Origin of the sequence: uncultured Leifsonia sp., from assembly GCF_945957465.1 — a bacterium.
GTDB lineage: Bacteria > Actinomycetota > Actinomycetes > Actinomycetales > Microbacteriaceae > Leifsonia.
Genome location: NZ_CAMFLC010000019.1, coordinates 17,983 through 41,546 on the forward strand (window position 1 = coordinate 17,983; position 23,564 = coordinate 41,546).

Sequence of the window (23,564 nt, forward strand, 5' to 3'; positions counted from 1 at the left end):
CGGGCCGATACCGACCCGGCACGGTCTAGCCGCTACCGGGCGGGCCAGTGCCACGTCGGGCGGTCGAGCAGTCCCTCCTGACCGCCGACGGTCGTCTCCCCGAAGCTCTTGCGCAGTTCGACGCTCGTGAAGCCGTCCCCCATTCCCTCCCGCGCGGCGGCCGTGCGAACGGCGTCGATCAGCGGCGCGGAGTGCGTGACAACGACGGTCTGGGCGTCGCGCGACGCGGCGACGATCAGCGACCCCAGCGCGAGCACGAGGTCGGGGTGCAGGCTCGTCTCCGGCTCGTTCACGACCAGCAGCTTCGGCGGCCGCGGCGACAGGAGCGCGGCCGCCAGCAGGAGGAACCGCAACGTTCCGTCCGACAGCTCGCCCGCGCCCAGCGGCCGCAGCAGGCCGTGCTGCTGAACGGCGAGCGAGAACTGCGCACCCTCGGCGACGACCTCCACCCGGCTGCCGGGGAACGCCTCCTCGATCGCCGCGTCGAAGCGGTCTCCCCCTCCGAGCTCGCGGATGGTCTGCACGGCGGCGGCCACGTCCGTGCCGTCGGCCGCGAGGACGGGCGTGCGCGTTCCCAGCTGCGGGAGCCGGGCCGGCGCAGCGGCGTCGGTGCGGAAGTGGTCGTAGAAGCGCCAGGCGCGCAGCTGCTCGCGGACCCGAAGCACTTCCGGTGCGCGAAGGGGGTCGACGACCTCCGTGAGCACGCTCTCGAAGGGACGCAGCGACCTGCCCAGCTCGGCCCAGCCGCCGTCATCGTCCCGCACGCGCACGTGAGCGCCATGACGGTCGACAGCGATCGCGGACGGTCGCGGGGCGCTCCCGGTCCAGATCGTCTCCACCTTGACTTCGGGATCCCGGCCGAAGGCGGAGGCGCTCTTCTGCGGCAGGCCCAGATCCAGCGCGTAGCCGAGATCGCTGCCGTCGTCGTCCAGCTGGACGCCGAGCCGGAGCGCGACGGGGCCGCGGCGCACCACTCCCCGCACGGCGTGCGTCCCGTCGCGCACCGCCCGACCGATCTGCTCGGGGCCCGCCCAGAGCGTCGAGTCGAGCCCGCCCTCTCTCGCCACCGCCTGGACGACGGCGTCGCGCCCGCACGCCGCCAGGAGCCGAAGGGCACGGTACAGCGACGACTTGCCGACGCCGTTCGCGCCGGTCACCACCGTGAGCCGGCCGAGCGGCAGCACCACATCGCGGAGCGATCGGTAACCCGAGACGGCGACGGTGGCGATCATGCCGGGATGCTACAGGGCGCCACCGACCATGCAGCATCCAGCCGGGCATGTTACATATGTCTCATGACCGGTCGTATGTTCAGCCAGCTCTGCGCCACCGTCGTACTGGCGCTGGTGACGGTGCTGATCGGCCGATCCATGCACGATCCCGCCACGATCGTGCTGTTCGCCGTCGGAGTGCTCGCGACCATCCTGTCGGCGTTCCGCGTGCGCTCCCTGCGGGCGCGGGCACTGGCCGAACGGGGTCGACGTGTCCCCCAAAATGCCGCTACAGACGATCGGGGGAATCGGTCAAGCTCTAATCGATGAGCAGGCAGCAGGGGTCGGACGTGCAGACGGGCGTGACGCAGGACGTCGTGCTGCGTCCGCACCGCGATCTGTTCACGCGCGGGCTCACCGCCGTCCTCGCGCTGACGACTCCGGTCTTCGCGGTGCTCTACTGGCTCACCATCCCGGACGGCGCCTGGACCGTCGTGCTCGGCGCGCACCTGCTCGTCGTGCTCGCGACGATCGTCGGCGTCTACAGATTCTTCAGCGCGACGATCACCCTGAGCGCCGAGGGCGTTCGGGAGCGCGGGTTCTTCGGGGGGACCCGGCTCGTGCGCCCCGCCGACGTGGCAGCCATCCTGCTCGTGCGGCTCTACGACGGCAGCACCCTCGACACCCTCCCTCAGCTCTTCGTCACCGGCCACGACGGCCGTGTCCTGCTGCGCATGCGCGGTCAGTTCTGGTCGACGGAGGACATCGAGCGCGTCGCCGAGGAACTCGATCGGCCGGTCACCCGCGCCGAAGACTTCATGACCATGAAACAGCTGCGGCGCTCGTCACCCGAGCTTCTCTACTGGTTCGAGCGGCTTCCGCGCCTGCGCTAGGCGGCCGGGGTTCCGCCTCAGACGTCCGCGTCCGTCGCGATGCCCAGCACCGGCGCGCTCGGGCGGCTCGACGGCAGTTCGTGGAAGCCGAGCCGTCGGTAGAACGCCTGCGCCGCGGTATTCGCGGACGACACCCCCAGGTACAGGGCGGGCACCCCGCGGTCGCGGAGCTCGCGCAACTGCCGGCGGATCAGCCGGCGCCCGAAACCCTGGCCCTGCGATTCGGGCAGGAGGTCGATGTGCAGGTGCGCCGGGTAGTCGTCGACCTCGGGGACGATGGCGGCGTGCGGGTCGAGACCCCAGCCGATGACCTCCCGCTCGCGGGCGTCCAGGGCCGGGTCGAGCGGATGGGCGCTCCGGAAGCCGGGCAACCAGTTGTCGTCATACCAGCGCGCGAAGGCGCGGCTGTCCTCGACGGCGATGACGTAGCCGGCCACGCGTTCGCCGGTGTCGACGACGAACGCGAGCTCGGGCCGGTACGCGACATAGGGGCCGGCGAAGATGTCCGGCAGCAGCGAGTCGTCGGAGTACAGCCCGGTCGCGTCCGTCCCCGCCGCCCCGGTGCGCACGCACACGTCGTAGACATCGTCGCGGTCTGCCGGTCGGTACGGTCGGATCGAACTCACCGTGAAAGTATCGCAGGGTGAGCTCCTCCCACCGCGCCGGCGAGCGCGCGGCCGGCCCCGATGCCGATGCCGATGCCGCGCTGGCACCCTGGCGGAATCGGTGGGGGCTGGAGGCGGACGGCGCCGCGTTCTCGACGCCGTCGAGTGCGCTGCAACCCGTGCGTCAGCACGGGCGCGCCGCCTACCTCAAGCTGGCGACGGTCGCCGAGGAGGCCGCGGGCGGCCGCGTGCTGCGCTGGTGGGCCGGGCGCGGTGCCGCCGCCGTCCTCGCGGCGGACGGCGATGCTCTGCTGCTCGAACGCGCCGACGGCGACCGCGACCTCGTTGCGCTGGCGGCGTCGGGCGCGGCCGGCGACGACGCCGCCACCCGCATCCTGTGCCGCGCGGCGCTGCGCCTCCACGCCATCGACGACCTCCCGAGGCCCGACGGGCTCGTCGACCTGCGGCGCTGGTTCCGCGAGCTCTTCGAGCACGCCGCGGAGAATCCCGTCGCCCACGACGGACTGTTCGCCCGCGCCGCCGCCGAAGCGGAGGCGCTGCTCGCGCATCCCGCGGGAGACGTCGTGCTGCACGGCGACCTGCATCACGGCAACGTGCTCGACTTCGGCACGGAGACCGGTGCGGCAGGCGGACGTGGCTGGCTTGCGATCGATCCGAAGCACCTCCACGGCGATCCCGCCTTCGACTTCGCGAACATCCTGTGCAATCCGAAGCGGGAGGTCGCACTGGCGCCCGGTCGGTTCGGCCGCACGGTGCGGGTGATCGCGGACGAGACGGGGATCGACGCGGTGCGGCTGCTCCGCTGGGCGCTCGCGTGGGCGGGACTGTCGGCGGCGTGGTCGGAACGCAGCGGCGACGATGCGGGGACCGCCGTCGGCGTCGGGAGGCTCGCCCTGCGCGCTGCCGCCCGCTGAGCCCGCCCGGCGGCGTCAGGCCCGACGGGCTCGACGGAGGAAGGGATGCGGTCTCGTGCTCTCTGCCGCCAACCGGTAGGCGAGCGGCGCCCAGACGATCACGGCGACTCCCGCGCCCAGCAGCAGCCCGCCGATCGTGTCGCTCAGCCAGTGAGCGCCGAGGTAGGTGCGGCTGACCGCCATCAACAGCGACCACGCGACGCCCACGCACCAGACCCAGATGCGCGGAAAGAGGATGCCGAACACGACCGCCATCGTCGCCGCATTGGCTGTATGCCCCGACGGGAATGAACCGGTGTCGACGTGGACCAGGATGTCCGAAGGCCGGGCACGCCCGACGGTGTGCTTGAGAACTTGAACGCAGATCACCGACACGACGCTCGCGACGGCGAAGAACGTCGCGCCCCACGGCCGCCGGAAAGCGAGCAGCAGTGCGAAGACGACGACAGGGATCACGACCGAGCCGAGGATGCCGCCCCCGACGTAGTTGAAGAACAGCGCCGGTACGGTCCACCCGGGCGAGCGGTGCTCGACGACCTCGGCCATCCACTTCAGATCGACGGCGAACGGCTCGGTCGGGCGGAAGGCGATGATCGCACCGAGCAGGATCACCAGCGCGACGGCGACGGATGCGGACACCAGCGGCCAGCGGCGCTGGATGCGCGCAGCAGCGTGGAGGTCGGTGGGTCTCGCGCCCGTCATGGGTTCACCGTACCGGGCGGGGCCGGGCACGCGCGGTGCTGCACCGGCCCGCCCTGATACCGGCGACTCCCTCGCTGCCCGGCGGTCACGGTTCGTCGCGTGGGCCTAGTGTGCGAGCTCCGGCACGGTCCGTGGGCGCACGATGAGCCACAGGGCGGCGATCGAGACGGTCGCGCAGATCGCCATCATCGCCCCCATCGGCGCAGCGCTGCCGGTGCCGAGCAGGCCCACGATCGGCGAGAAGACACCGGCCGAGCCGAAGTTGAGCGCACCCAGCAGGCTCGCCGCCGTTCCGGCCTCGTGGCCGTGGTTGTTCAGGGCGAGCACCTGGACGCACGGGAATCCGAAGCCGCACGCCGCGATGAAGAACCAGAGCGGGACGGCCACCCCCCAGAGGCCGACATGGGACTGGTCGAGCACGACGATGGCGAGGGAGGCGACGAGCATCACCAGCGTCGAGACGGCGAGGATCCACTGCGGTCCGACGTACTTCGTCAGGCGCGACGCCGACTGCACGCCGATGATGATGCCGATGGAGTTGACGGCGAACAGGAGGCCGTACTCCTGCGGGGTGAACCGGTAGAGGCCCTGGAAGATGAACGGGCTCGCCGAGAGGTAGGAGAACAGGCCCGTGAAGTTCGCGGCGCCCACGATGGCGATGCCGACGAAGACGCGGTCGCTCAGCACGGAGCGGTAGCGCTGGCCGACCGTGGCGTGGCCGGCGTCGTGCCGGCGCGCTTTCGGCAGGGTCTCGGCGATCCACAGCGAGACGCAGACGATGACGAAGAGGCCGTAGCAGGCGAGCACGACGAAGATGCCCCGCCACGGCATGACGAGCAGCAGCCACGAACCGAGCACCGGTGCGAGCACCGGGGCGAGCCCGTTCACCAGGGCCAGCCGGCTGAGCATCCGCACGAGCGGACGCCCGCCGAAGAGGTCGCGCACCATGGCCATCGCGACGACGCCGCCGGCGGCCGCGCCGATCCCCATCAGGGCGCGGGCGGCCCCGAGCAGCTCGACGTTCGGCGCGGCGGCCGCCGCGAGACACGCCAGGATGTGCACCGCGGTCGCCGCGATCAGGGGCATCCGCCGGCCGACTTTGTCGGACCACGGCCCGACCAGCAGCTGGCCGAGCCCGAATCCGATCGTGGTCGCCGTCAGCGTGAGCTGGATCATGGCCGTCGACACGTTGAAGTCGGATTCGAGGGTCGGCAGCGCCGGCAGGTACATGTCGATCGTGAACGGACCGAGTGCGGTGAGCGCGCCGAGGATGAGGATGTACGCCAGGCGCTGGCGGCCGGAGAGCGAGTCGCCGGGGTGCACGACGGTGGTCACGGAGAAGACGTCCTTCTGCTGGAGTGCGGGAGTGGAGGGCCGCGCCCGGCGCTGGGCGCAAAAATGACAGCACCGCGGCTGTCGCGGTGCTGGGGAGGTGGTGCGGGGAGATCGCCGTTCGAATCGATTCGATTGCGGGACGTGTGTTTATCCTACCGCCTTCCGGGCGTTAATGTGAACGTGCACATTCCCGCGTTTTCCCTGCGGAAGCGAGGCGGCGCGTTCTCCGCCGCCTCGGCGCGTTTCGTGGGACTCTGCGCCGCCTCGCGGGGAGGCCGGGCGGCCGGCGCAGGAGCCTACGCGGCGGAGGGCGACGCGAGGAGCGGGCCGAAGGCGAGCTCGGCGGCGCCGATGAGGAGGATGTCGCTTCCGAGCGCGGCGCGCGTGATCGTGAGCGTCTCGGCCGATGCGGCGAGCGCCTGGGCCGCCACCAGCCCGGGCAGGCGTTCGGGCGCGAGTTCGTGCAGTGCGCCGAGGAAGCCTCCGAGCACGATGCGCTCCGGGTCGAACACGTTGGTCGCGGTGCGCAGGGCGGTCGCCAGAAAACCGAGCTGACGCTCGACCTCGGCGACGACGGCCGTGTCCCCGGCCTGCACCGCGGCACGCAGCGCTTGCTCGAGCTCGTCGGGGTCGGCCGAGGCCCGGCCGAGCACGCGCAGGAGCGCCCGCTGACTCACCTCGGTCTCCAGACAGCCGATGGCGCCGCAGTGGCAGCGCACCCCGCTCGAGTTCACCAGTGTGTGACCGAGCTCGCCGGCGTACCCGCTGATACCCGTCAGCGGCGCTCCGCCGACGATGACCCCGGCTCCGATGCCCGACGCGCCACCGTTGAGGTAGACCAGATCGGCCGCGCCTGTGCCGGCGCCGAAGAGCCGTTCGGCGTTGGCGCCGAGGTGGGCGTCGTTGGCGGCGAGCACCGGATAGCCCGTCGCCGCGGCGAGCTCGGCGGCGAAGGGCTCCTCCGCCCACTCCAGGTGCGGCGCCAGCCGCACCACGCCGTCGTCCTCCCGCACCAGTCCGGGCACGGCGACCCCGACACCGACGACCCGGGATGCCGTGGCCAGGTCGGGCCGGAGCCCGTCGATCACCGCTGACGCGATGGCGGCGGCCTCCTGCGCGGTCGGCACATGCCCGGTGGGATACCGCACCCGGCGGTGCACCCGCGCGTCGAGGCCGACCACCCCGACCGTGACGGCGTCCACTTCGGGATTCACCGCGAGGGCGACCACGCGCCCGTCGGCGGCCACGACCGGTGACGGCCGACCCACCCGGTTGCTGATCTCCGGCTCCCGTTCGAGCACCAGCCCCAGCTCCACCAGCTCGCCGACCAGGGCGCCGATCGTCGACCGGTTGAGGCCGGTCGCCTGGGTCAGAGCCGAGCGGGCGACGGGGCCGCCGCGGTGCACCATCCCGAGCACGGTGGCGAGGTTGTGCCGTCGCACCGTGTCGAGGTTCGTGCCCGTCGTCCTGCCGTTCATGGTCCCGGTTACTGTATTACAGCTCGGCGCGCCCTCCGGACGAGGCCGCCCTGCGACCGGTCGCGACGTCGAGCAGGACGAAGTCGGGGCCGGTCGGCCCGACGGCCTCGAGAGCCGAGCCGTCGCGCGTGACGACGTACTCGGCGACCGCGCCGTCGGGGGTCGTCACAGTCACCGAACGGCGTCCGTCGGCGCCGGGGAACACCGCGAGCGTGAGTCCGTCCCGGTAGTCGTAGTCCGGGCGGTCGTCGCGCGCCCCGATCGGCAGCACGGCGCCCTCGCGCACGTACAGCGGGAGACTCTCGAAACCGTGCGTCTCGTGCAGCCAGCGGCCGCCCTCCACCGCCTCCACCGGCGCGCGGCCGTCGATGAGCGGGCGGAGGTCGAGCGGCAGCCGTGACCAGGTGCCCGCCGGCAGGTAGAAGTCCACGTCGGCCGCTGAGAAGACCGGCGCGACCAGCAGGTCGGCTCCCAGCAGATACTGCCGATCGAGGTAGTCGACCGCGGGGTCGCCGGGGAACTCCAGCTGCATCGGGCGCATGACCGGGGTCCCGGAGGCGTGCGCTTCGCGTCCGGCCGCGAACAGGTACGGCATCAGCCGCAGCTTCAGCTTGGTGAAGATCCGCGTGACGTCCACCGCCTGCTCGTCGAAGGCCCACGGCACACGCACCGAATCGCTCCCGTGCAGGCGCGAGTGGCTCGATAGCAGGCCGAAGGCCGTCCAGCGTTTGAAGACGCCCGGATCGGGGGTTCCCTCGAAGCCGCCGATGTCGTGGCTCCAGAACCCGAAACCGCTGAGCGCCAGCGACAGGCCACCGCGCAGGGTCTCCGCCATCGACTCGTAGCTGGAGGTGTTGTCGCCTCCCCAGTGCACGGGCATCGTCTGGCCGCCGGCCGTCGCCGACCGCGCGAACAGCACCGCGTCGCCGTCGCCGCGCGCTTCGGTCAAGACCTCGAACACGGCCTCGTTGTAGAGCTGCGTGTAGAGGTTGTGCATCCGCTCGGGGCTGGAACCGTCGAAGTACGCCACCTCGGTCGGGATCCGCTCCCCGAAGTCGGTCTTGAAGCAGTCGACGCCCTGCGCCACCAGCCTGCGCAGCTTGTCCTGATACCACCGGGTGGCGTCGGGGTTGGTGAAGTCGACGAGGCCCATCCCGGCCTGCCAGAGATCCCACTGCCAGACATCGCCGTTCGGCCGCTTCACGAGGTAGCCGGCGGCCGCCGCCTCGGCGAAGAGCGGCGAGCGCTGGCCGATGTACGGGTTGATCCACACGCACACGCGGAGGTCCTTGTCGTGCAGGCGCGTCAGCATCCCGTCCGGGTCGGGGAAGGTGCGCGGGTCCCACTCGAAGTCGCACCAGTTGAACTCGCGCATCCAGAAGCAGTCGAAGTGGAACACCGACAGCGGGAGATCGCGCTCGGCCATCCCGTCGATGAAGGAGGTCACGGTCGCCTCGTCGTACGAGGTCGTGAAGCTCGTGGACAGCCACAGACCGTACGACCACGCGGGTACGGAGGCCGGTCGGCCGGTCAGTGCGGTGTACCGCTCCAGGATCTGCTTGGGCGTCGGGCCGTAGATCACGAAGTACTCCAGGCTCTCCCCCGCCACCGAGAACTGCACCCGCTCCACCGATTCCGAGCCCACCTCGTACGAGACATGGCCGGGGTGGTTCACGAAGACGCCGTAGCCGCGGTTGGTCAGGTAGAACGGGACGTTCTTGTAGGCCTGCTCGCTGGAAGTGCCGCCGTCGGCGTTCCAGATGTCGACGGTCTGACCATTCTTCACGAGGGGCCCGAAGCGTTCCCCGAGACCGTAGACGAGTTCGCCGACGCCGAGCGCCAGCTGCTCGTGCACGAAGGCGCCCTCGCGTTCCACCGTCAGGTAGCCGAGCGACTTGTGGCCGCTGGAGGTCAGCACGCGCTCCCGGCCCTGCTCGGCCGCAGTGAACGCGAGCGACCAGGGCGCGCCGCGCTGCACGGTCGCCGACAGCGAGCCGGCGCGCAGCGTCGCGCCGACTTCGCCCGCCTCGACCACGACGTGGCCCTCCGACCTCGCGAGGTCGAAGCCGCGCTCGGCACGCACCCCCTGCCAGTGCTCGACGCGCACGCCGATCACCTCCGGCAGCGGCGAGCTGAGGGTGACGGTGAGGGTGGGCCGGTTGAGCGTGTCGCCACGGCGCTCGATGACCTTGCCGGGCGCCGTGATCGTGACCTCCGCCTCGCCGGCGCACACGTCGTACGCCTCCTGGGCGTAGACCGGCGTGACGCCGTCGCGGAGCTGCCAGAAACCATCGGTGAACTTCATTTACTTGACAGCTCCTGCTGTGATGCCGCGCGTGAGGGTGCGCTGGAAGATGAGGAAGAAGACGAGCGTGGGAATGAGGCCGAGCAGCGCCGACGCGGAGGTCGTGGTGACATCCATGAGCCGGTCGCCCTGCAGCACGCTGATGGCGACGGGCACGGTCTGGTTGTCGTTGGAGACCAGGAACGTCAGCGGGATGAGGAATTCGTTCCACGTCCAGATGAAGAAGAAGATGAGCAGCACGCTCAGCGTCGGACGGGAGATCGGAACCACGACCCGCCACAGGATGCGCCAGCGGCCCGCGCCGTCGAGCGCAGCGGCCTCCAGCACCTCCTTGGGGAACGTGCCGTAGACGCTCGACAGCAGGTAGGTGCCGAACGCGCTCTGGATCACCGTGAAGATGATGATCACGCTCCACACGTTGTCGTAGAGGCCCACCTGCTTGAACATGTAGTACAGCGGGTAGAGCAGCGCCTCCTGCGGGAGCATGTTCGCCAGCAGGAAGAGCACGATGATCCAGGTTCGGGCCTTCACCCGGCCGATCCCGAGCGCGTACGCGTTCAGCACCGAGATGACGACGGCGAGGATCGACACCACGCCGGAGATGAAGACCGAGTTCCAGAGCTTCAGGGGGAAGTCCACCCGGTTCCAGAAGGTGACGAGGCCGTCGGTGTAGAGGTGCGTCGGCAGCTGCAGAGGCCCGCCCGTGTTGTAGTCCGTCGGGCTCTTGAACGAGTTGAGCAGGATCAGCAGGAACGGGAACGCGATCGCGACGCCGATGATGACGGCGACGACGAGGATGATCCAGTCGGTCGCGGTCTTCTTCGGCTTCTGCCGCGTGAGCCGACGCGGTCGAGTGGAGGGCGCCGGGTTCGCCGGTTCGGCGCTGCGCGTGATCGTGGTGGACATCAGCGCTCGTTCTCCCTGCGCTCGGCCCGGTTCTGGGCGACGATGAAGAGGATGGAGACCGCGACGATGACGACCGTGAGCGCCGTCGCGATCGTGGCTCCATAGCCCACCTGCTGGCTCTGGAAGAACTCGCTGTACGAGTAGTAGCTGGGCACCATCGTCGCGGTTCCCGGCCCGCCCCGGGTCAGGGTGTAGACCGGCCCGAACACCTTGAGGGCCGCGATCGTGCAGGTGAGCGTGACGACGAAGATCTCGGGCCGGATGATGGAGACCGTGATCGAGCGGAACCGCTGGAACCAGTTGGCGCCGTCGAGCTCGGCGGCCTCGTAGAGCTCGGGGTCGACGCGCTGGAGGGCCGCCATGAAGATGACCACGGGATAGCCGATCTGCACCCAGACCATCACGGCCATGATCGACGCGAGAGCGGTGTCCGGGCTCCCGAGCCAGTTGTGCTGGAGGTCGCCGAGTCCGATCGCGGCGAGGATCGTGTTGAGCGCGCCGTTGTCCGGCCGCAGGATCCAGCCGATGACGATGGCCGCGATGACCACGGGGAGGATCTGCGGCAGGTAGTAGGTGGCGCGCAGGAAGCTCGCGAGCCTGCCGCCGAACTTCTTGCCCACGAGGTCGAACAGCATGGCGGCGAGCACCAGGCCGACCAGCGTCGGGATGACGACCATCGCCACGATCATGGCGATCGAGTTCCCGAACGACGTCCAGAATTTCTCGTCGCCGAACAGGCGCACCCAGTTGGTGACGCCGATGAACGTGGGCGGCCGGATGCCGCGGTAGCTGGTGAAGCTGAGATAGATGTTCCACACCAGCGGGATCAGCACGATCACCGCGAGCAGGACGAACCCCGGCAGCAGGTACCACCAGAACGACCCGCGGCCGCTGTCCGGCAGCAGCGCCTCACTGCGCTTGCGCGTCGCCCGGCGCACGCTTACAACACTCATCTTCTCCTCCGTGGGTCACCATCCGTCCCGGAGTCCTGCACGCTCCTACGCGCGTGTCGGCGTGCAGAACTCCGGAAGCGATGGATGGTTACTGGTTGACGATGTCGTCGACGCCGGACTGGTACTCGGAGCCGAGCTCTTTGTTCACATCGGTCGCGTTCTTGGTACCCGTGATGAGCTCCTGCAGACCGGCGTTGAGCTGGTCGTAGAAGGTCGGGGTGGGCCAGTCGGGATAGAACGCGATGCCGTCCTCACCGGTCAGGGTGTTGAAGTTCGCGATCAGCTCCTTCGACTTGGCGTCGGTGATGTCGCTCAGCTTCGCCGCGACCGGGATGCCGCCGTTGTTGCCGAGGATCGCCTGGATCTTCGGGCTCATGGTGATGTCGATGAACTTCTCGGCGAGCGCCTTGTTCTTGGCGTTCTGCGGGATGACCCACATGTTGCCGGCCGAGCCCGGCGACATCTTCGCGCCGGGGAACAGGAACGTGCCCCACTGGTAGTTCTTGATCTCGTTCACGAAGCGGCCGTACCACCAGCTGCCGGAGAAGAAGATCGGGTAATTGCCTGCGATGAACGATGTACCCGCGTCCTCGGCCTTGAGGCCGGAGGCATCCTTGGAGATGTAGCCCTTGCTCACCCAGTCGTCGATCGTCTTGGTCGCGTAGCTGAGCTCTGGGCCCTGCCAGTTCACCTTGCCCTTGTAGAGCTGGTAGTCGTCGACGAAGGAGCGGTCGGCCTTGGTCAGCGCGAGCTGGTACCAGAGCTGGCCGAGCGGGTACTCCGCCGCCGACTCGGCGAGCGGGGTGATGCCGGCGTCCTTGAACTTCTGCAGCGCCGCGACGAACTCGTCCTGCGTCTTCGGCACCTCGATGCCGTACTTCGCGAACATGTCCTTGTTGTAGTAGACCTCCACGTACTCGCCGTAGTTCGGGACGCCGTACCAGGAGCCTGAGCCCATGATGCCCTTGTCGTCGTACCGGGCAGTGGTCTGGAGGCTCTTGGCGAGCTTCTTGTCCCAGCCGTACTTCTTGACGGCGTCGTCGAGGTTGCTCAGCAGACCCTGGCTGGCCAGCAGGCCGGCCGTCGCGTTGCCCTTGTTGTACTCGAGGATGTCGGGGGCCTGGTTGGAGTTGAGGACCTGGGAGGCCGTGGAACGGATCTGCTCGAAGGCCTTGGCTTCGAAGTTGACCTTCGCGCCCGTCTCCTTCTCGAAGTCGGTGATGGCCTGAGACCAGGCCTTGCCCATCGCCGAGTCCTCACCCTCGTAGTGCCAGAGCGTGAGCGTCTTGCCCTTTCCGTCGGTGCTGCCGGAATCGGAGCCGGACGTGCTGGAGCAGCCAGCGAGCATCAGCGCACCGGCGGCCAGAATCGCGCCGATGGCGAGGTGCTTCTTGCGCATCGATTACCTCCTTGTAGTAGGAGTGGACGCGCGTCTGCAGGCCCCGCAGCCACTCCGATGCATTTTGTTGACGAACACAACATAAGCGAGGAATGCGTTCAATGCAAGTCGAATTTCGACGCGTAAGCAACCGATTAGCAGGCGAAAAGCTATTAGTTTTCGAACACAACAATATTCCTGGCCGGGCGGCCCGCGATGACCGGCAGGCTAGGCGTCGAGGGCGCGGGCAGGGTCGGCGATGAGTTCGGCGAAGACCAGCTCGGCCGCACCGATCAGCAACTGGTCGGTCCCGAGCTCGGCCTCCACGACGGTCACGCCCTCGCGCGACGAGTGGACGACCTCGCCCAACAGGTCGGGGGCGCCGTGCGCGGTGGCCCCGCGGTAGAGCGCGGCGAGGAATCCACCGAGAACCACCACCGACGGATTGAAGACGTTGACCGCGTTGCGGGCGGCGATCCGCACGAACTCGTACGCGCGGGCGACCTCGGCGAGCGCGTGCGGGTCGCGGGTCTCCACGAGTCGATCGGCGAGCAACGGGGCATCGGCGGAGGCCAGGCCGACCGCGGCGAGCAGTTCGGACTGCGTCACCTCCGCCTCGAGGCAGCCGCGCGATCCGCACGAGCACTCCCGGCCCTCCGAATGCACGAAGGTGTGGCCGAACTCACCGGCATAGCCGGCCGCTCCGGTGAGGAGCCGTCCGCCACTGACCCCGCCCCCGCCGATACCGCTCGCGCCGCCGATCATGTACACGAGGTCGTCGACGCCCCGTCCGGCCCCGAACGCGCTCTCGGCGCGCAGTCCGAGCACCGCCGCGTTCGCCGCCCAGACGCGATGCCCCGTGGCTTCTCCGAGCAGCCCGGCCAGCGGCTCGTCCACCCAACCGAAATGGGTCGCCTCGCGCACCATGCCGTCGGAGAGCCGCACCTGGCCGGGTACGGCCACGCCGAGGCCGGCGATGCGGGTGCCGGTCTCCCCCGCGAGCATCCCGGCGATGCCGGCGGACGCCAGTGTGACGGTCTGGGCGACGGAACGCATCGGCGGCGTCTCGATCCGCACCCGCTTCAAGACGCGACCGCCCAGCCCGACGAGCCCGACGATCACCGCGTCGACCTCGGGATTCACGGCGACGGCCGCGACGTTGTCGGTCACACGCACCACCGGGCTCGGCCGGCCGCGGCCCCCGGCGGCGGGAGTCTCGTCGACCTCCACGAGGCCGAGCCCCGACAGCTCGGCCACCAGGTCGCCGACCGTCGACCGGTTCAACCCGGTGCGCTGGGTGAGCTCGCTGCGCGACAGCGCGCCCTCACGATGCACCAGGCCCAGCACGGTCGCCAGGTTGGAGCGGCGCAGCGCGTCGGTCGCGCCGCCGCTCGCCGGGCGCACGGTGCTCAGGTCGGTGGCGCTCATGTGATGACAATAGCCCGGCGCACGGGCGCCCCCGGCTCGTCCGTCACCGCCTCGTGCGTCACCAGCTCTCCGGCCGCGCCCCCAGCGGCACGGCATCGGGGCGGTCGACCGTGGAGGTCAGCGTGATCACCTCGTGCCGGGCACCGGCTGCGAGCACGGCCTCCATGATCTCGAGCACGTGGAACGCGAGGTCGCCGGAGGCGCGATGCGGGCGATCGGTCTCGATGGCACGGGCGAGGTCGGCCAGACCGTAGCCTCGGCCGGCTTCCGCGTAGCCGGCCGCGACCGGAACGTCGCGGAACTCGCGGTCGGCGGACGTCGCGATCGCCACGGCTCCCGAGAAGTGGTTGGGGTCGGGAACCGACAGGGTCCCCTCGGTGCCGTAGACCTCGAACAACGGCACCCGCGTGGCCCAGACGTCGAACGAGACGGTCACGGTCGAGATCACCCCGGAGGCGTGCTCGAGGAGAGCGGTGACGTGCGTCTCGACCTCCACCGGGATGGCGGTGCCCGCCTGCGGACCCGTCGCGACCGTCCGCTCCCGCGCCGAGCGGGAGGTGGCGCCGGACACCCGGACGACCGGGCCGAAGAATGTCACGAGCGACGTCAGGTAGTACGGACCCATGTCGAAGAGCGGGCCGCCGCCCGGCTGGTAGTAGAACGCGGGCGCCGGGTGCCAGAGCTCGTGCCCGGGAGCCGTCCATGCGACCGCCGCTCCGAGCGGCACGCCGATCGAGCCGGCGTCGAGCACGGCGCGCGCCGTCTGGATGCCGGTGCCCAGAACCGTGTCGGGAGCGCTGCCGACCCGCAGGCCCAGGGCAGCCGCACGCTCCAGCACCGGCGTAGCCTGGGCGATGTCGAGCGCGAGCGGCTTCTCGCCGTAGACGTGCTTGCCCGCGTCGAGCGCCGCGAGCGCGATCTCCGCGTGCGCCTGCGGGATGGTCAGGTTCAGCACGACGTCGATCTCGGGGTAGGCGAGCAGGGCGTCGACGCTCATGGCCTCCGCACCCTGATCCGCCGCGACCGCCGCCGCCCGGTCGAGGTCGATGTCGGCGATCGCGCGCAGCCTCAGATTCGGGAGGGCCGGGAAGTGCTCGAAGTACTGCCGGCTGATGTTGCCGACCCCCACGACTCCGACGTTCAGCGCCGAGCCGTTCACTGCCGAGCCGCCCATAGCAGCCCCCTCTCGATGATGGTGCGGACGGGCTGGCTCTGCACGATCTCCAGCCGGTGCCCGGGCGCGGAGACGAAGATGCGGCCCTCGCCCCACTGCCTGGTCCAGATCGCCGGCGCGGTCACCGGGCGGTTCCACGCGTCCCACGGACGCGCCTCCTGCGTGGTCGTCGCCAGCACGTCGTTGTACTCGTCCGACAGCACCCAGTACTGCTCGGTGACGAGGTCGAAGTCGGCGATGCCCTGCGTGATCGGATGCGTCTTCCCGTACTCGGTGATGTGCACCGTGTACGGGATGTAGTTGTCGGACTGCTCGCCGATCCGCTCGTCCGGGTGTTTGCCCGCGTGGTGGGCGAACTGGCCGCCGATCATGTGCAGATAGTCCGCGTTGTCGCGGTAGGAGTCGGCGATGCCGCCGTGCCAGCCGCCCATCCCCGTGCCGTTCAGCACGGCGCGCTGCAACCCGGCGAACTCCTCGTTCGTGATGCTGCTCATCGTGTTGACCTGGACGATGAGGTCGACCGTGGCGAGGTAGGCGTCATCGGTGTACACGGATGTCCCCTCCTCGACGCGCACGGCGAAGCCGTTCGCCTCCAGGAACGGGATGAAGCTGTCGGTGGTCTCGACGGGCATGTGCCCGTCCCAGCCGCCGCGGACGATCAGTGCATTCCTACTCATGGATTCCTTCCGTGCCGCCCCCGTCGAGTACGCGGATTGTCGACGTATTCGAGGGTTCTCGGCTGAATTCGGGTGTACTCGGCGGTCAGCGGGTGGCGGTCCAGGTGCTGTCGGCGGCGGCGCTGCGCTCGACGGCGGCGAGGACCCGCTGGATGTGGAGGCCGTCGGCGAAGGACGGTTCCGGGTCGGTGCCCTGCGTGATGGCGGTCACGAAGTCGACGACCTCGTGACTGAAGGCGTGCTCGTAGCCGATCGCATGCCCGGTCGGCCACCAGTTGGCCATGTAAGGGTGTTCGGGCTCGGTGGCGATGATCCGCGTGAAGCCCTGCTCACCCGCCGGCGCGGTGGCGTCGTAGAACTGCAGCTCGTTCATCTCCTCCAGGTCGAAGGCGATCGCGCCCAGCGATCCGGAGAGCTCGATGCGCAGGGCGTTCTTGCGGCCCGTCGCGTAACGGGTGGCCTCGAAGGCGCCGATCGCCCCATCGGCAGCGCCCCCGGCCAGCTTCGCGGTGAACCAGGCGGCGTCGTCGACGGTGACCCGGCCGCGCTCCTGGGAGGCGGTGCCGGAGAGACCCACGGTCTCGCCGAGCAGTGGACGCTCCTCCACGAACGTCGCCAGCGTGCCGGAGACCGAGGACAGCTGCGAGCCGGTGAGGTATTCGACGAGGTCGATCGCATGTGCACCGATGTCGCCGAGCGATCCGGAGCCCGCCGCCGCCTTGTCCAGACGCCAGGTCATCGGGCCGGTCTCGTCGCTCAGCCAGTCTTGGAGGTAGTTCGCGCGCACCTGGCGGATCACCCCCAGCCGCCCATCCCGCACCAGCTGTCGCGCAAAGCCGATCGCGGGGACCCGCCGGTAGCTGAAGCCGACCATCGAGCGCACTCCGCGTGCGGCGGCGCGGTCGGCCGCCGCCGTCATCTCCTCGGCCTCCTGGACCGTGTTGGCCAGCGGCTTCTCGCACAGCACGTGCTTGCCCGCCTCGAGTGCGGCGATCGCCACCTCGGCATGCGAGGAGCCCGGTGAGCAGATGTCGACGATGTCGATCGTCGGGTCGTCGACGACGCGGCGCCAGTCGGTCTCGCTGCGCTCCCAGCCGAAGCGCGCGCGGGCGGCGGCCACGCGCTCGGCGTCGCGACCCACGATCGTGGCCATGACCGGTTCGGCGTCGAGCTCGAAGAACCGTGGGGCGACGCGCCAGCCCTGGGAGTGGGCCGCGCCCATGAACCCGTAGCCGACCATGGCCACCCGCAGCTCGCGGCCCTCTCGCGTCATCCGTCCCAGCCCCTTCGCGTCCGTGATCCTGCGACGCTATTCGCCGGGGTGCGGGGCGGACAAGTTTCGTCGGGCGATTGGAAAGTTTTCGTCGCCGGCGGCGGGCGAGCTGCCGACGCCTCGTCCGTTCAGATCCGGGACGCCAGCCACTCCGCCTGCTTCTGCCAGTGCGCGAACTGGCCGCCCTCGTGGTCGTTGAAGGCGTAGACCTCGATCGCACGATCCTCCGCCGCCAGGTGGTTGTACGCGGCGAACGTCGTCGACGGCGGCACCACGCTGTCCATGAGCGCCACGGAGAACAGCGAAGGCGCCTGGATGCGGCGGGCGAAGTTCACCCCGTCGAGGTACGAGAGCGTGCGGAACACGGTCTCCACCTGGTCCCGGTGCACCGAGAGGTAGGTCGCGAGCTCCTGGAACGGACCGCCGATGGCGACCTCGGCGCCGCGCCGGTACGCGCACAGGAAGGCGACGTCGGGCAGGACGGCCTGCACGTCCGCGAGCGCGCCCGCGGCCAGCGCGATCCCGCCGCCCTGGCTTCCGCCGGTGACCGCGATGCGGTCGGCGTCGACGAACGGCAGGGCACGGGCGGCGTCGACCGCGCGCACCGCGTCGGTGAACACCCGGCGGTAGTAGTGCGCGCGTGGGTCGTGGATGCCGCGGGTCATGAACCCGGCCGCAGCCGGACCGGAGCCGTGCGGGTCGGCGGTGACGCCTCCCGTGCCCCACCCGCTGCCCTGACCGCGGGTGTCCATGAACACGTGCACGTAGCCGGCCAGCGCCCACTGCACGTTCTCGCCCGCCAGGCCGCGCCCGCCGTTGTAGCCCTGGTACTGCACCACGGCCGGGAGCGGCACGTCGGCCTCCCTCGGCCGCGACACCCAGGCGCGCACAGGCTCTCCGGCGAACCCGGGGAACGTCAGGTCTTCGACGATCAGCTGGGTCACCGCGGTGGAGGCGGGCACCAGAGTCGCCTCCCCACCCGCCGAGCGCGCCTCGGCGATGGTGCCGGCCCAGAACGTGTCGAAGTCGTCCGGCTCGGCGACCTCCGGGCGGAACGCGAGCAGTTCGGGCAGGGCGAGGTCGGTGAGCGGCATGGGTCTCCTCAGCGTGGTCCAGCGGATCGTGATCCAGCGGATGGGGGTCGGGCTGCCCGACATTGTGGCACAGTGTCTGCATGCCGGAACCGACGCCGCGGCCCCACGGGGGCGACACCGCCGGTCGTCCGACGCTGGAGGCGATCGCGCGTCGCGCCGCGGTCTCGCTCTCGACGGTGTCGAAAGTGCTCAACGGCCGGGCGGGCGTCTCCGCCGCGACGCGTGCCAGGGTCGAGCAGCTGCTGCACGACTCGGGATACGCACGGCGCGGGCTCGACCCGGAGCGGGGCGGCCTGCTGGAGCTCGTCGTCGCCGACCTCACCAGCGAGTGGTCGATCGAGATCATCCGCGGTGTCGAGCGGGTCACGCGGGAGGCCGGTCTCGTGCTCGGCCTGAGCGCTCTCGACGACCACCGCCGTCCGGGCGCCGAGTGGATCGCCGGCGTGCTCAGCCGCAAGCCCGTCGCGATCGTGCTGCAGTTCTCCGAGCTCACGGCGGCGCACCGGCGCCAGCTGCGCACGCGCAACATCCCCTACGTGGTCGTCGATCCCGCGGGCGACCCGCCTGCCGACGTGCCCGCGATCGGGGCGACGAACTGGTCGGGCGGCGTCTCGGCGACCCGGCACCTGATCGGTCTCGGGCACCGCAGGATCGCCGTGGTCTCCGGGCCGGGCGACATGATGTGCTCGCGCGCCCGGGTCGCCGGCTACCAGTCGGCGCTGCAGGAGGCCGGGCTGCGCTTCGACCCGGCGATCGCGGCGGCGGGCGACTTCAGCCGCGCGTCCGGCGAGCGGGAGGGCAGGCGCCTCCTCGAACGCGACGACCGGCCGACCGCGTTCGTCTGCGGCAACGACCTGCAGGCGCTCGGCGTCATCGACGCCGCATTCGGGCTCGGCCTGGACGTGCCGGGCGACGTGTCGGTGGTCGGGTTCGACGATGTCGCCCCCGCGCTCTGGGCGCGGCCTCCCCTCACGACGATCCGCCAGCCGCTGCAGGAGATGGCGGAGGAAGCGGCACGGCTGGCACTGCGCCTGCGCGGCGAAGACGTCGAGAACACCCGTCTGGAGTTGGCGACCTCCCTCGTGGTGCGCAACTCGACAGCGGCACCGCGATAGGAGGCGGTGGCGCACGAGCGTCACTCCTGGTATAAGTTTAGTGAAACAACAAATCACCGACGACGCTGAAGGAACCATCCATGAGCCTCACCCCCACCCGCGCCGACAAGTTCTCCTTCGGTCTGTGGACCATCGGCTACAACGGCACGGACCCGTTCGGCGGCCCGACCCGCCCGCAGCTCGACGTGGTGGAGGCGGTGACCCGGCTCAGCGAGCTCGGCGCCTACGGCCTCACCTTCCACGACGACGACCTCTTCGCCTTCGGCTCGACCGACGCCGAGCGCCAGAAGCAGATCGACCGGCTCAAGCAGGTGCTCGCCGACACCGGCGTCATCGTCCCGATGGTCACGACCAACCTGTTCAGCGCGCCCGTCTTCAAAGACGGAGGCTTCACGTCCAACGACCGAGCCGTCCGCCGCTTCGCCCTGCGCAAGGTGCTCCGCAACCTCGACCTCGCCGCCGAGCTCGGAGCCAAGACCTTCGTGATGTGGGGCGGCCGCGAAGGCGCCGAGTACGACTCCGCCAAGAACATCCAGGCGGCGCTGGAGCGCTACCGCGAGGCCGTCAACCTGCTCGGCGACTACGTCACCGACAAGGGCTACGACATCCGCTTCGCCATCGAGCCGAAGCCGAACGAGCCCCGCGGCGACATCCTGCTGCCGACGGTCGGCCACGCGCTCGCCTTCATCAACTCGCTCGAGCGCCCCGAGCTCGTCGGCCTCAACCCGGAGGTCGGACACGAGCAGATGGCCGGCCTCAACTTCGCCGCGGGCATCGCGCAGGCGCTCTACCACGGCAAGCTCTACCACATCGACCTCAACGGCCAGCGCGGCATCAAGTACGACCAGGACCTGGTGTTCGGCCACGGCGACCTCCAGAACGCGTTCGCCCTCGTCGACCTGCTCGAGAACGGCGGCCCGAACGGCGGCCCGGCCTACGACGGCCCGCGCCACTTCGACTACAAGCCCTCGCGCACCGAGGACATCACGGGCGTCTGGGACTCGGCTGCGGCGAACATGCGCACCTACCTGCTCCTCAAGGAGCGCGCAGCCGCGTTCCGCGCCGACCCCGAGGTGAAGGAGGCTCTGGAGGCGTCGCGCGTCACCGAGCTGTCGCAGCCCACGCTCGGCGCCGGTGAGAGCTACGACGACCTGCTGGCCGACCGCAGCGCGTACGAGGACTTCGACGCGAGCGCGTACTTCGGCGGCAAGGGCTTCGGCTTCGTGCGTCTGCAGCAGCTGGCCCTCGAGCACCTCCTGGGCGCCCGCGGCTGACCCGCGTCACGACCGAGGGGCACGTCGTCGTCACTTCTCCGCCGGGGAAGCGACGACGACATGCCCCTCGCGGGTGAATCCGTTGAGGAGAACACAGGTGAAGGAGTGGGCGTGACGTACGTCGCCGGAGTCGATTCGTCGACCCAGAGCTGCAAGGTGGTCGTCCGCGACCTCGAATCGGGAGCGCTGGTGCGCTCGGGCCGGGCGGCACACCCCGACGGCACCGAGGTCGACCCGGCCGCCTGGTGGGTCGCGCTGCAGGAGGCGATCGCCGCCGCCGGAGGGCTCGACGACGTGGCGGCGATCTCCATCGCCGGCCAGCAGCACGGCATGGTGGTGCTCGACTCCGACGGGCGTGTGATCCGCGACGCCCTGCTCTGGAACGACACCCGCAGCGCCCAGGCGGCCCGCGACCTGATCGCCGAGGTGGGCGCGGACGCCTACGCCGCACGCGTCGGAGTCGTTCCGGTCGCGTCCTTCACGGCCACCAAGCTGCGCTGGCTGCGCGATGCCGAGCCGGAGAACGCGGCACGCGTCGCCGCCGTCGCCCTCCCCCACGACTGGCTGACCTGGCGGCTCCGCGGTTACGGCCCGGCGGACGAGAGCCCGCTCGGCCCCGACCTGGAGGCCCTGACCACCGACCGCTCCGACGCGAGCGGAACGGCCTACTGGAGCGCGGCGACCGGCGCATACGATCTCGACCTCTTCGAGCGTGCGCTCGGCCGACCGGGCCGGGTGGCCGCAACGACCGGAGACGGAGTCGTGCTCCCCCGGGTCCTCGGACCTTCGGAGTCCGCCGGCAGCACCCCGGCCGGCGTGCTCGTCGGCCCGGGCGCCGGTGACAACGCCGGCGGCGCACTCGGCCTCGGCGCGGCGGAGGGCGACGTCGTGGTGTCGATCGGCACCTCCGGCACGGTGTTCGCCGTCACGGCGGAGCCCGTGGCCGACGAGAGCGGAACGGTCGCCGGCTTCGCGGACGCGAGCGGCGTCTCCTTGCCGCTGATCGCCACGCTCAACGCGGCGCGCGTGCTCGACTCGATCGCCGGGCTCCTCGGCGTCGACCACGACGGCCTCGCCGACCTCGCGCTCCAGGCGGAGCCGGGCGCGGGCGGCGTCGTGCTCATCCCGTACTTCGAGGGAGAGCGCACCCCCAACCTGCCCGACGCGACGGCGAGCTTCCACGGCCTCACCCTGGCGACGACCCGGCCCGCGAACATCGCGCGCGCCGCGATCGAGGGGATGCTGTGCGGACTCGCCGACGGCCTCGACGCCGTGCGCCGGGTCGGCGTGCACGAGCAGCGCATCCTGCTGATCGGCGGGGCGGCGCAGAACCCGGCCGTCGCCGCGGTCGCGGCGCAGGTGTTCGACGTGCCGGTCGTCATCCCGGCGCCGGGCGAGTACGTGGCGAACGGCGCGGCCGTGCAGGCGGCCTGGGCTCTGACGGGCACGCGCCCGACCTGGGCGGTGGAGTCGGCTCCGCCGCTCGCCGTCGACACGCGCCCGGTGATCCGCGAACAGCGCGCGGCCTACCTCCCGTAGGCGCGGCGCGGCGGCACCGCGCGCTCGGACCCTCCGCACCGTCGACACATTCGTCACGAATCGCGTGATTCGTGGCACGAATCACGCGATTCGTGACGAATGTGTCGACGCTGGGGCGCGGCGCAGCGCGCGGCGGGCGCACTGTCGGGGGTCAGGGGGCGGCGGTGAAGGTGCGCGCGAGCGCGGCGCCTGCGGCGTGCGCCCAGCGCAGCGGCTCCGCGATGGCGGCGGCCGAGCCGCCCGCGAGCTCGGAGAGCGATTCGGCCGCGGCGAAGCGGCTCGGCTCGGCCGCGATCGATCCCGCTGCGAGCAGAGCCGGGATCCCGGCCGCCGTCGCGAGACCCGCCACGTACTCGGGCACCTTGCCGGCCGCCGACTGGGAGTCGTAGCGCCCCTCTCCCGTCACGACCACATCGGCCGAGGCGAGAACCGACGGCAGGCGCAGCGCGTCGCCCACCGCCGAAGCACCGGGGGCCGCCAAGGCGCCCCACACCAGGAGGCCGTATCCCGTCCCACCCGCCGCACCGGCGCCCGGTGTCGCCGGATCGATATCGACACCGGCCTCCTGCACCGCCTTCACGAAGCGCGCGAGCCCCGACTCCAGGATCGCCACGTCCTCATCGCGCGCTCCCTTCTGGGGCCCGAAAACCGCGGCGGCTCCGTCTGCTCCGAGCAAGGGACTCGTCACATCGCTCAGGATGTGCGCGCCGCCCGGCGGGAGCGGCCGGAGCCCGGCGAGCTCGACGCGCTCCACGGCGGCGAGCCCCCGGTTGCCCGGGGAGACCACCGACCCCGAGCCGTCGAGCAGCCGGGCTCCGAGAGCGGTCAGCATCCCGGCGCCGCCGTCCGTGGAGGCGCTGCCGCCGATCCCGAGCAGCAGACGCGTCGCGCCCGCGTCGAGCGCAGCCGCGATCGCCTGCCCGAACCCGACCGTCTGAGCGTCGAACGGCGCGAGCGCGGGCATCGCTGCGATGCCGCTGGCCTCCGCCAGCTCCACGACCGCGCTCCCGTCGGGCAGGGCGAGCCAACCCGCCTCGCGCTCCGCTCCGTCCGGACCGGTCACACGAACGGGGTGCCGATGGGACCCGGGAACCGCTGCCTCGAACGCATCGAGCGTGCCCTCGCCTCCATCGGCCATCGGCACCCGCACGACCCGATCGGCCGGGCGGACTGACGCCCACCCGTCGGCGAGCGCCTCCGCCACGGCCGCGGCCGTCGCCGATCCCTTGAACGAATCGGGGGCGAACACGACGGTGGCCATGCGTGACACCCTGCCACACGATCGCGGT

At 70.8% G+C, this 23,564-nt stretch carries 21 protein-coding genes; 6 read left to right on the top strand and 15 right to left on the bottom strand.

Annotated elements, in window-relative coordinates; genetic code table 11:
- Window positions 1–32: 32 nt before the first annotated feature.
- Window positions 33–1,232, bottom strand: coding sequence for an AAA family ATPase (locus Q0Q23_RS10315; protein WP_295122819.1), 1,200 nt, complete (start codon window positions 1,230–1,232; stop codon window positions 33–35).
- Window positions 1,233–1,307: 75 nt separating this feature from the next.
- On the opposite strand from Q0Q23_RS10315, the gene Q0Q23_RS10320 reads away from it, so the two are divergent.
- Both Q0Q23_RS10320 and Q0Q23_RS10325 read left to right on the top strand, forming a co-directional pair.
- Entirely contained in the window at window positions 1,308–1,541 is a 234-nt protein-coding gene (locus tag Q0Q23_RS10320) for a hypothetical protein (RefSeq protein ID WP_295122822.1), read from the top strand.
- Window positions 1,538–2,104, top strand: a complete 567-nt coding sequence (locus Q0Q23_RS10325) for a hypothetical protein (RefSeq protein ID WP_295122825.1) — start codon at window positions 1,538–1,540, stop codon at window positions 2,102–2,104. Before Q0Q23_RS10320 ends, Q0Q23_RS10325 begins: the two co-directional genes overlap by 4 nt.
- 17 nt (window positions 2,105–2,121) lie before the next feature.
- Here the strand turns inward: Q0Q23_RS10325 and Q0Q23_RS10330 are convergent, their stop codons facing one another.
- Window positions 2,122–2,730: a GNAT family N-acetyltransferase gene (locus tag Q0Q23_RS10330; RefSeq protein WP_295122829.1), complete on the bottom strand. Its 609-nt coding sequence runs from the start codon at window positions 2,728–2,730 to the stop codon at window positions 2,122–2,124.
- Window positions 2,731–2,747: 17 nt separating this feature from the next.
- Between Q0Q23_RS10330 and Q0Q23_RS10335 the strand changes: the two genes are divergently transcribed.
- Window positions 2,748–3,644 carry an aminoglycoside phosphotransferase family protein gene (locus tag Q0Q23_RS10335; protein ID WP_295122831.1) on the top strand — a complete coding sequence of 299 codons (897 nt, stop codon included), beginning with the start codon at window positions 2,748–2,750 and terminating at the stop codon, window positions 3,642–3,644.
- A gap of 15 nt (window positions 3,645–3,659) precedes the next feature.
- On the opposite strand, the gene Q0Q23_RS10340 is transcribed toward Q0Q23_RS10335, so the two are convergent.
- The 12 genes from Q0Q23_RS10340 to Q0Q23_RS10395 all read right to left on the bottom strand — a co-directional run bounded on the left by Q0Q23_RS10340 (window position 3,660) and on the right by Q0Q23_RS10395 (window position 18,347).
- On the bottom strand, window positions 3,660–4,346 hold the full coding sequence (locus tag Q0Q23_RS10340) for a phosphatase PAP2 family protein (protein ID WP_295122833.1): 687 nt from the start codon (window positions 4,344–4,346) through the stop codon (window positions 3,660–3,662).
- Window positions 4,347–4,451: 105 nt separating this feature from the next.
- The gene (locus Q0Q23_RS10345; RefSeq protein WP_295122836.1) at window positions 4,452–5,681 is read right to left on the bottom strand and encodes a multidrug effflux MFS transporter; all 1,230 of its coding nucleotides are present in this window, start codon (window positions 5,679–5,681) and stop codon (window positions 4,452–4,454) included.
- 296 nt (window positions 5,682–5,977) lie between these two features.
- Complete coding sequence (locus Q0Q23_RS10350) at window positions 5,978–7,159, bottom strand: ROK family transcriptional regulator (protein ID WP_295122840.1); 1,182 nt, start codon at window positions 7,157–7,159, stop codon at window positions 5,978–5,980.
- 16 nt (window positions 7,160–7,175) lie between these two features.
- Window positions 7,176–9,464, bottom strand: coding sequence for an alpha-xylosidase (gene yicI, locus Q0Q23_RS10355; RefSeq protein ID WP_295122843.1), 2,289 nt, complete (start codon window positions 9,462–9,464; stop codon window positions 7,176–7,178).
- Window positions 9,465–10,370, bottom strand: coding sequence for a carbohydrate ABC transporter permease (locus tag Q0Q23_RS10360; protein ID WP_295122846.1), 906 nt, complete (start codon window positions 10,368–10,370; stop codon window positions 9,465–9,467).
- Window positions 10,370–11,323, bottom strand: coding sequence for a carbohydrate ABC transporter permease (locus Q0Q23_RS10365; protein WP_295122850.1), 954 nt, complete (start codon window positions 11,321–11,323; stop codon window positions 10,370–10,372). Before Q0Q23_RS10365 ends, Q0Q23_RS10360 begins: the two co-directional genes overlap by 1 nt.
- A gap of 88 nt (window positions 11,324–11,411) precedes the next feature.
- Entirely contained in the window at window positions 11,412–12,722 is a 1,311-nt protein-coding gene (locus Q0Q23_RS10370) for an ABC transporter substrate-binding protein (protein ID WP_295122853.1), read from the bottom strand.
- A gap of 207 nt (window positions 12,723–12,929) precedes the next feature.
- Window positions 12,930–14,129, bottom strand: coding sequence for an ROK family transcriptional regulator (locus tag Q0Q23_RS10375; RefSeq protein WP_295122856.1), 1,200 nt, complete (start codon window positions 14,127–14,129; stop codon window positions 12,930–12,932).
- Between the two features lie 58 nt (window positions 14,130–14,187).
- Entirely contained in the window at window positions 14,188–15,303 is a 1,116-nt protein-coding gene (locus Q0Q23_RS10380) for a Gfo/Idh/MocA family protein (RefSeq protein WP_295122859.1), read from the bottom strand.
- Window positions 15,285–15,980: a ThuA domain-containing protein gene (locus Q0Q23_RS10385; protein WP_295122862.1), complete on the bottom strand. Its 696-nt coding sequence runs from the start codon at window positions 15,978–15,980 to the stop codon at window positions 15,285–15,287. Before Q0Q23_RS10385 ends, Q0Q23_RS10380 begins: the two co-directional genes overlap by 19 nt.
- Before the next feature lie 85 nt (window positions 15,981–16,065).
- Window positions 16,066–17,253 carry a Gfo/Idh/MocA family protein gene (locus Q0Q23_RS10390; RefSeq protein WP_295122865.1) on the bottom strand — a complete coding sequence of 396 codons (1,188 nt, stop codon included), beginning with the start codon at window positions 17,251–17,253 and terminating at the stop codon, window positions 16,066–16,068.
- Window positions 17,254–17,381: 128 nt separating this feature from the next.
- Window positions 17,382–18,347, bottom strand: a complete 966-nt coding sequence (locus Q0Q23_RS10395; protein ID WP_295122929.1) for an acetylxylan esterase — start codon at window positions 18,345–18,347, stop codon at window positions 17,382–17,384.
- Between the two features lie 80 nt (window positions 18,348–18,427).
- Here Q0Q23_RS10395 and Q0Q23_RS10400 point away from each other — a divergent pair, with 80 nt between their 5' ends.
- The 3 genes from Q0Q23_RS10400 to xylB all read left to right on the top strand — a co-directional run bounded on the left by Q0Q23_RS10400 (window position 18,428) and on the right by xylB (window position 22,275).
- Entirely contained in the window at window positions 18,428–19,462 is a 1,035-nt protein-coding gene (locus Q0Q23_RS10400) for a LacI family DNA-binding transcriptional regulator (protein ID WP_295122868.1), read from the top strand.
- Between the two features lie 80 nt (window positions 19,463–19,542).
- Window positions 19,543–20,736, top strand: a complete 1,194-nt coding sequence (xylA, locus tag Q0Q23_RS10405; protein ID WP_295122873.1) for a xylose isomerase — start codon at window positions 19,543–19,545, stop codon at window positions 20,734–20,736.
- A 111-nt stretch (window positions 20,737–20,847) separates the two neighbouring features.
- The gene (gene xylB / locus Q0Q23_RS10410) at window positions 20,848–22,275 is read left to right on the top strand and encodes a xylulokinase (RefSeq protein ID WP_295122876.1); all 1,428 of its coding nucleotides are present in this window, start codon (window positions 20,848–20,850) and stop codon (window positions 22,273–22,275) included.
- A 151-nt stretch (window positions 22,276–22,426) separates the two neighbouring features.
- Here xylB and Q0Q23_RS10415 read toward each other — a convergent pair whose 3' ends face one another.
- A complete protein-coding gene (locus Q0Q23_RS10415) occupies window positions 22,427–23,536 on the bottom strand; it encodes a glycerate kinase (protein ID WP_295122879.1) in 1,110 nt (369 codons plus the stop codon).
- Window positions 23,537–23,564: the final 28 nt, after the last annotated feature.

What these genes read in the sequence shown, in the direction of transcription:
- Q0Q23_RS10385 (WP_295122862.1), bottom strand. Translation starts at nt 15,980, where the DNA reads ATGAGTAGGAATGCACTGATCGTCCGCGGCGGCTGGGACGGGCACATG.
- Q0Q23_RS10325 (WP_295122825.1), top strand. Translation starts at nt 1,538, where the DNA reads ATGAGCAGGCAGCAGGGGTCGGACGTGCAGACGGGCGTGACGCAGGAC.
- Q0Q23_RS10340 (WP_295122833.1), bottom strand. Translation starts at nt 4,346, where the DNA reads ATGACGGGCGCGAGACCCACCGACCTCCACGCTGCTGCGCGCATCCAG.
- Q0Q23_RS10375 (WP_295122856.1), bottom strand. Translation starts at nt 14,129, where the DNA reads ATGAGCGCCACCGACCTGAGCACCGTGCGCCCGGCGAGCGGCGGCGCG.
- yicI (WP_295122843.1), bottom strand. Translation starts at nt 9,464, where the DNA reads ATGAAGTTCACCGATGGTTTCTGGCAGCTCCGCGACGGCGTCACGCCG.
- Q0Q23_RS10365 (WP_295122850.1), bottom strand. Translation starts at nt 11,323, where the DNA reads ATGAGTGTTGTAAGCGTGCGCCGGGCGACGCGCAAGCGCAGTGAGGCG.
- Q0Q23_RS10415 (WP_295122879.1), bottom strand. Translation starts at nt 23,536, where the DNA reads ATGGCCACCGTCGTGTTCGCCCCCGATTCGTTCAAGGGATCGGCGACG.
- Q0Q23_RS10400 (WP_295122868.1), top strand. Translation starts at nt 18,428, where the DNA reads ATGCCGGAACCGACGCCGCGGCCCCACGGGGGCGACACCGCCGGTCGT.
- Q0Q23_RS10360 (WP_295122846.1), bottom strand. Translation starts at nt 10,370, where the DNA reads ATGTCCACCACGATCACGCGCAGCGCCGAACCGGCGAACCCGGCGCCC.
- Q0Q23_RS10315 (WP_295122819.1), bottom strand. Translation starts at nt 1,232, where the DNA reads ATGATCGCCACCGTCGCCGTCTCGGGTTACCGATCGCTCCGCGATGTG.
- Q0Q23_RS10380 (WP_295122859.1), bottom strand. Translation starts at nt 15,303, where the DNA reads ATGGGCGGCTCGGCAGTGAACGGCTCGGCGCTGAACGTCGGAGTCGTG.
- Q0Q23_RS10320 (WP_295122822.1), top strand. Translation starts at nt 1,308, where the DNA reads ATGTTCAGCCAGCTCTGCGCCACCGTCGTACTGGCGCTGGTGACGGTG.
- Q0Q23_RS10370 (WP_295122853.1), bottom strand. Translation starts at nt 12,722, where the DNA reads ATGCGCAAGAAGCACCTCGCCATCGGCGCGATTCTGGCCGCCGGTGCG.
- Q0Q23_RS10350 (WP_295122840.1), bottom strand. Translation starts at nt 7,159, where the DNA reads ATGAACGGCAGGACGACGGGCACGAACCTCGACACGGTGCGACGGCAC.
- xylA (WP_295122873.1), top strand. Translation starts at nt 19,543, where the DNA reads ATGAGCCTCACCCCCACCCGCGCCGACAAGTTCTCCTTCGGTCTGTGG.
- Q0Q23_RS10390 (WP_295122865.1), bottom strand. Translation starts at nt 17,253, where the DNA reads ATGACGCGAGAGGGCCGCGAGCTGCGGGTGGCCATGGTCGGCTACGGG.
- Q0Q23_RS10395 (WP_295122929.1), bottom strand. Translation starts at nt 18,347, where the DNA reads ATGCCGCTCACCGACCTCGCCCTGCCCGAACTGCTCGCGTTCCGCCCG.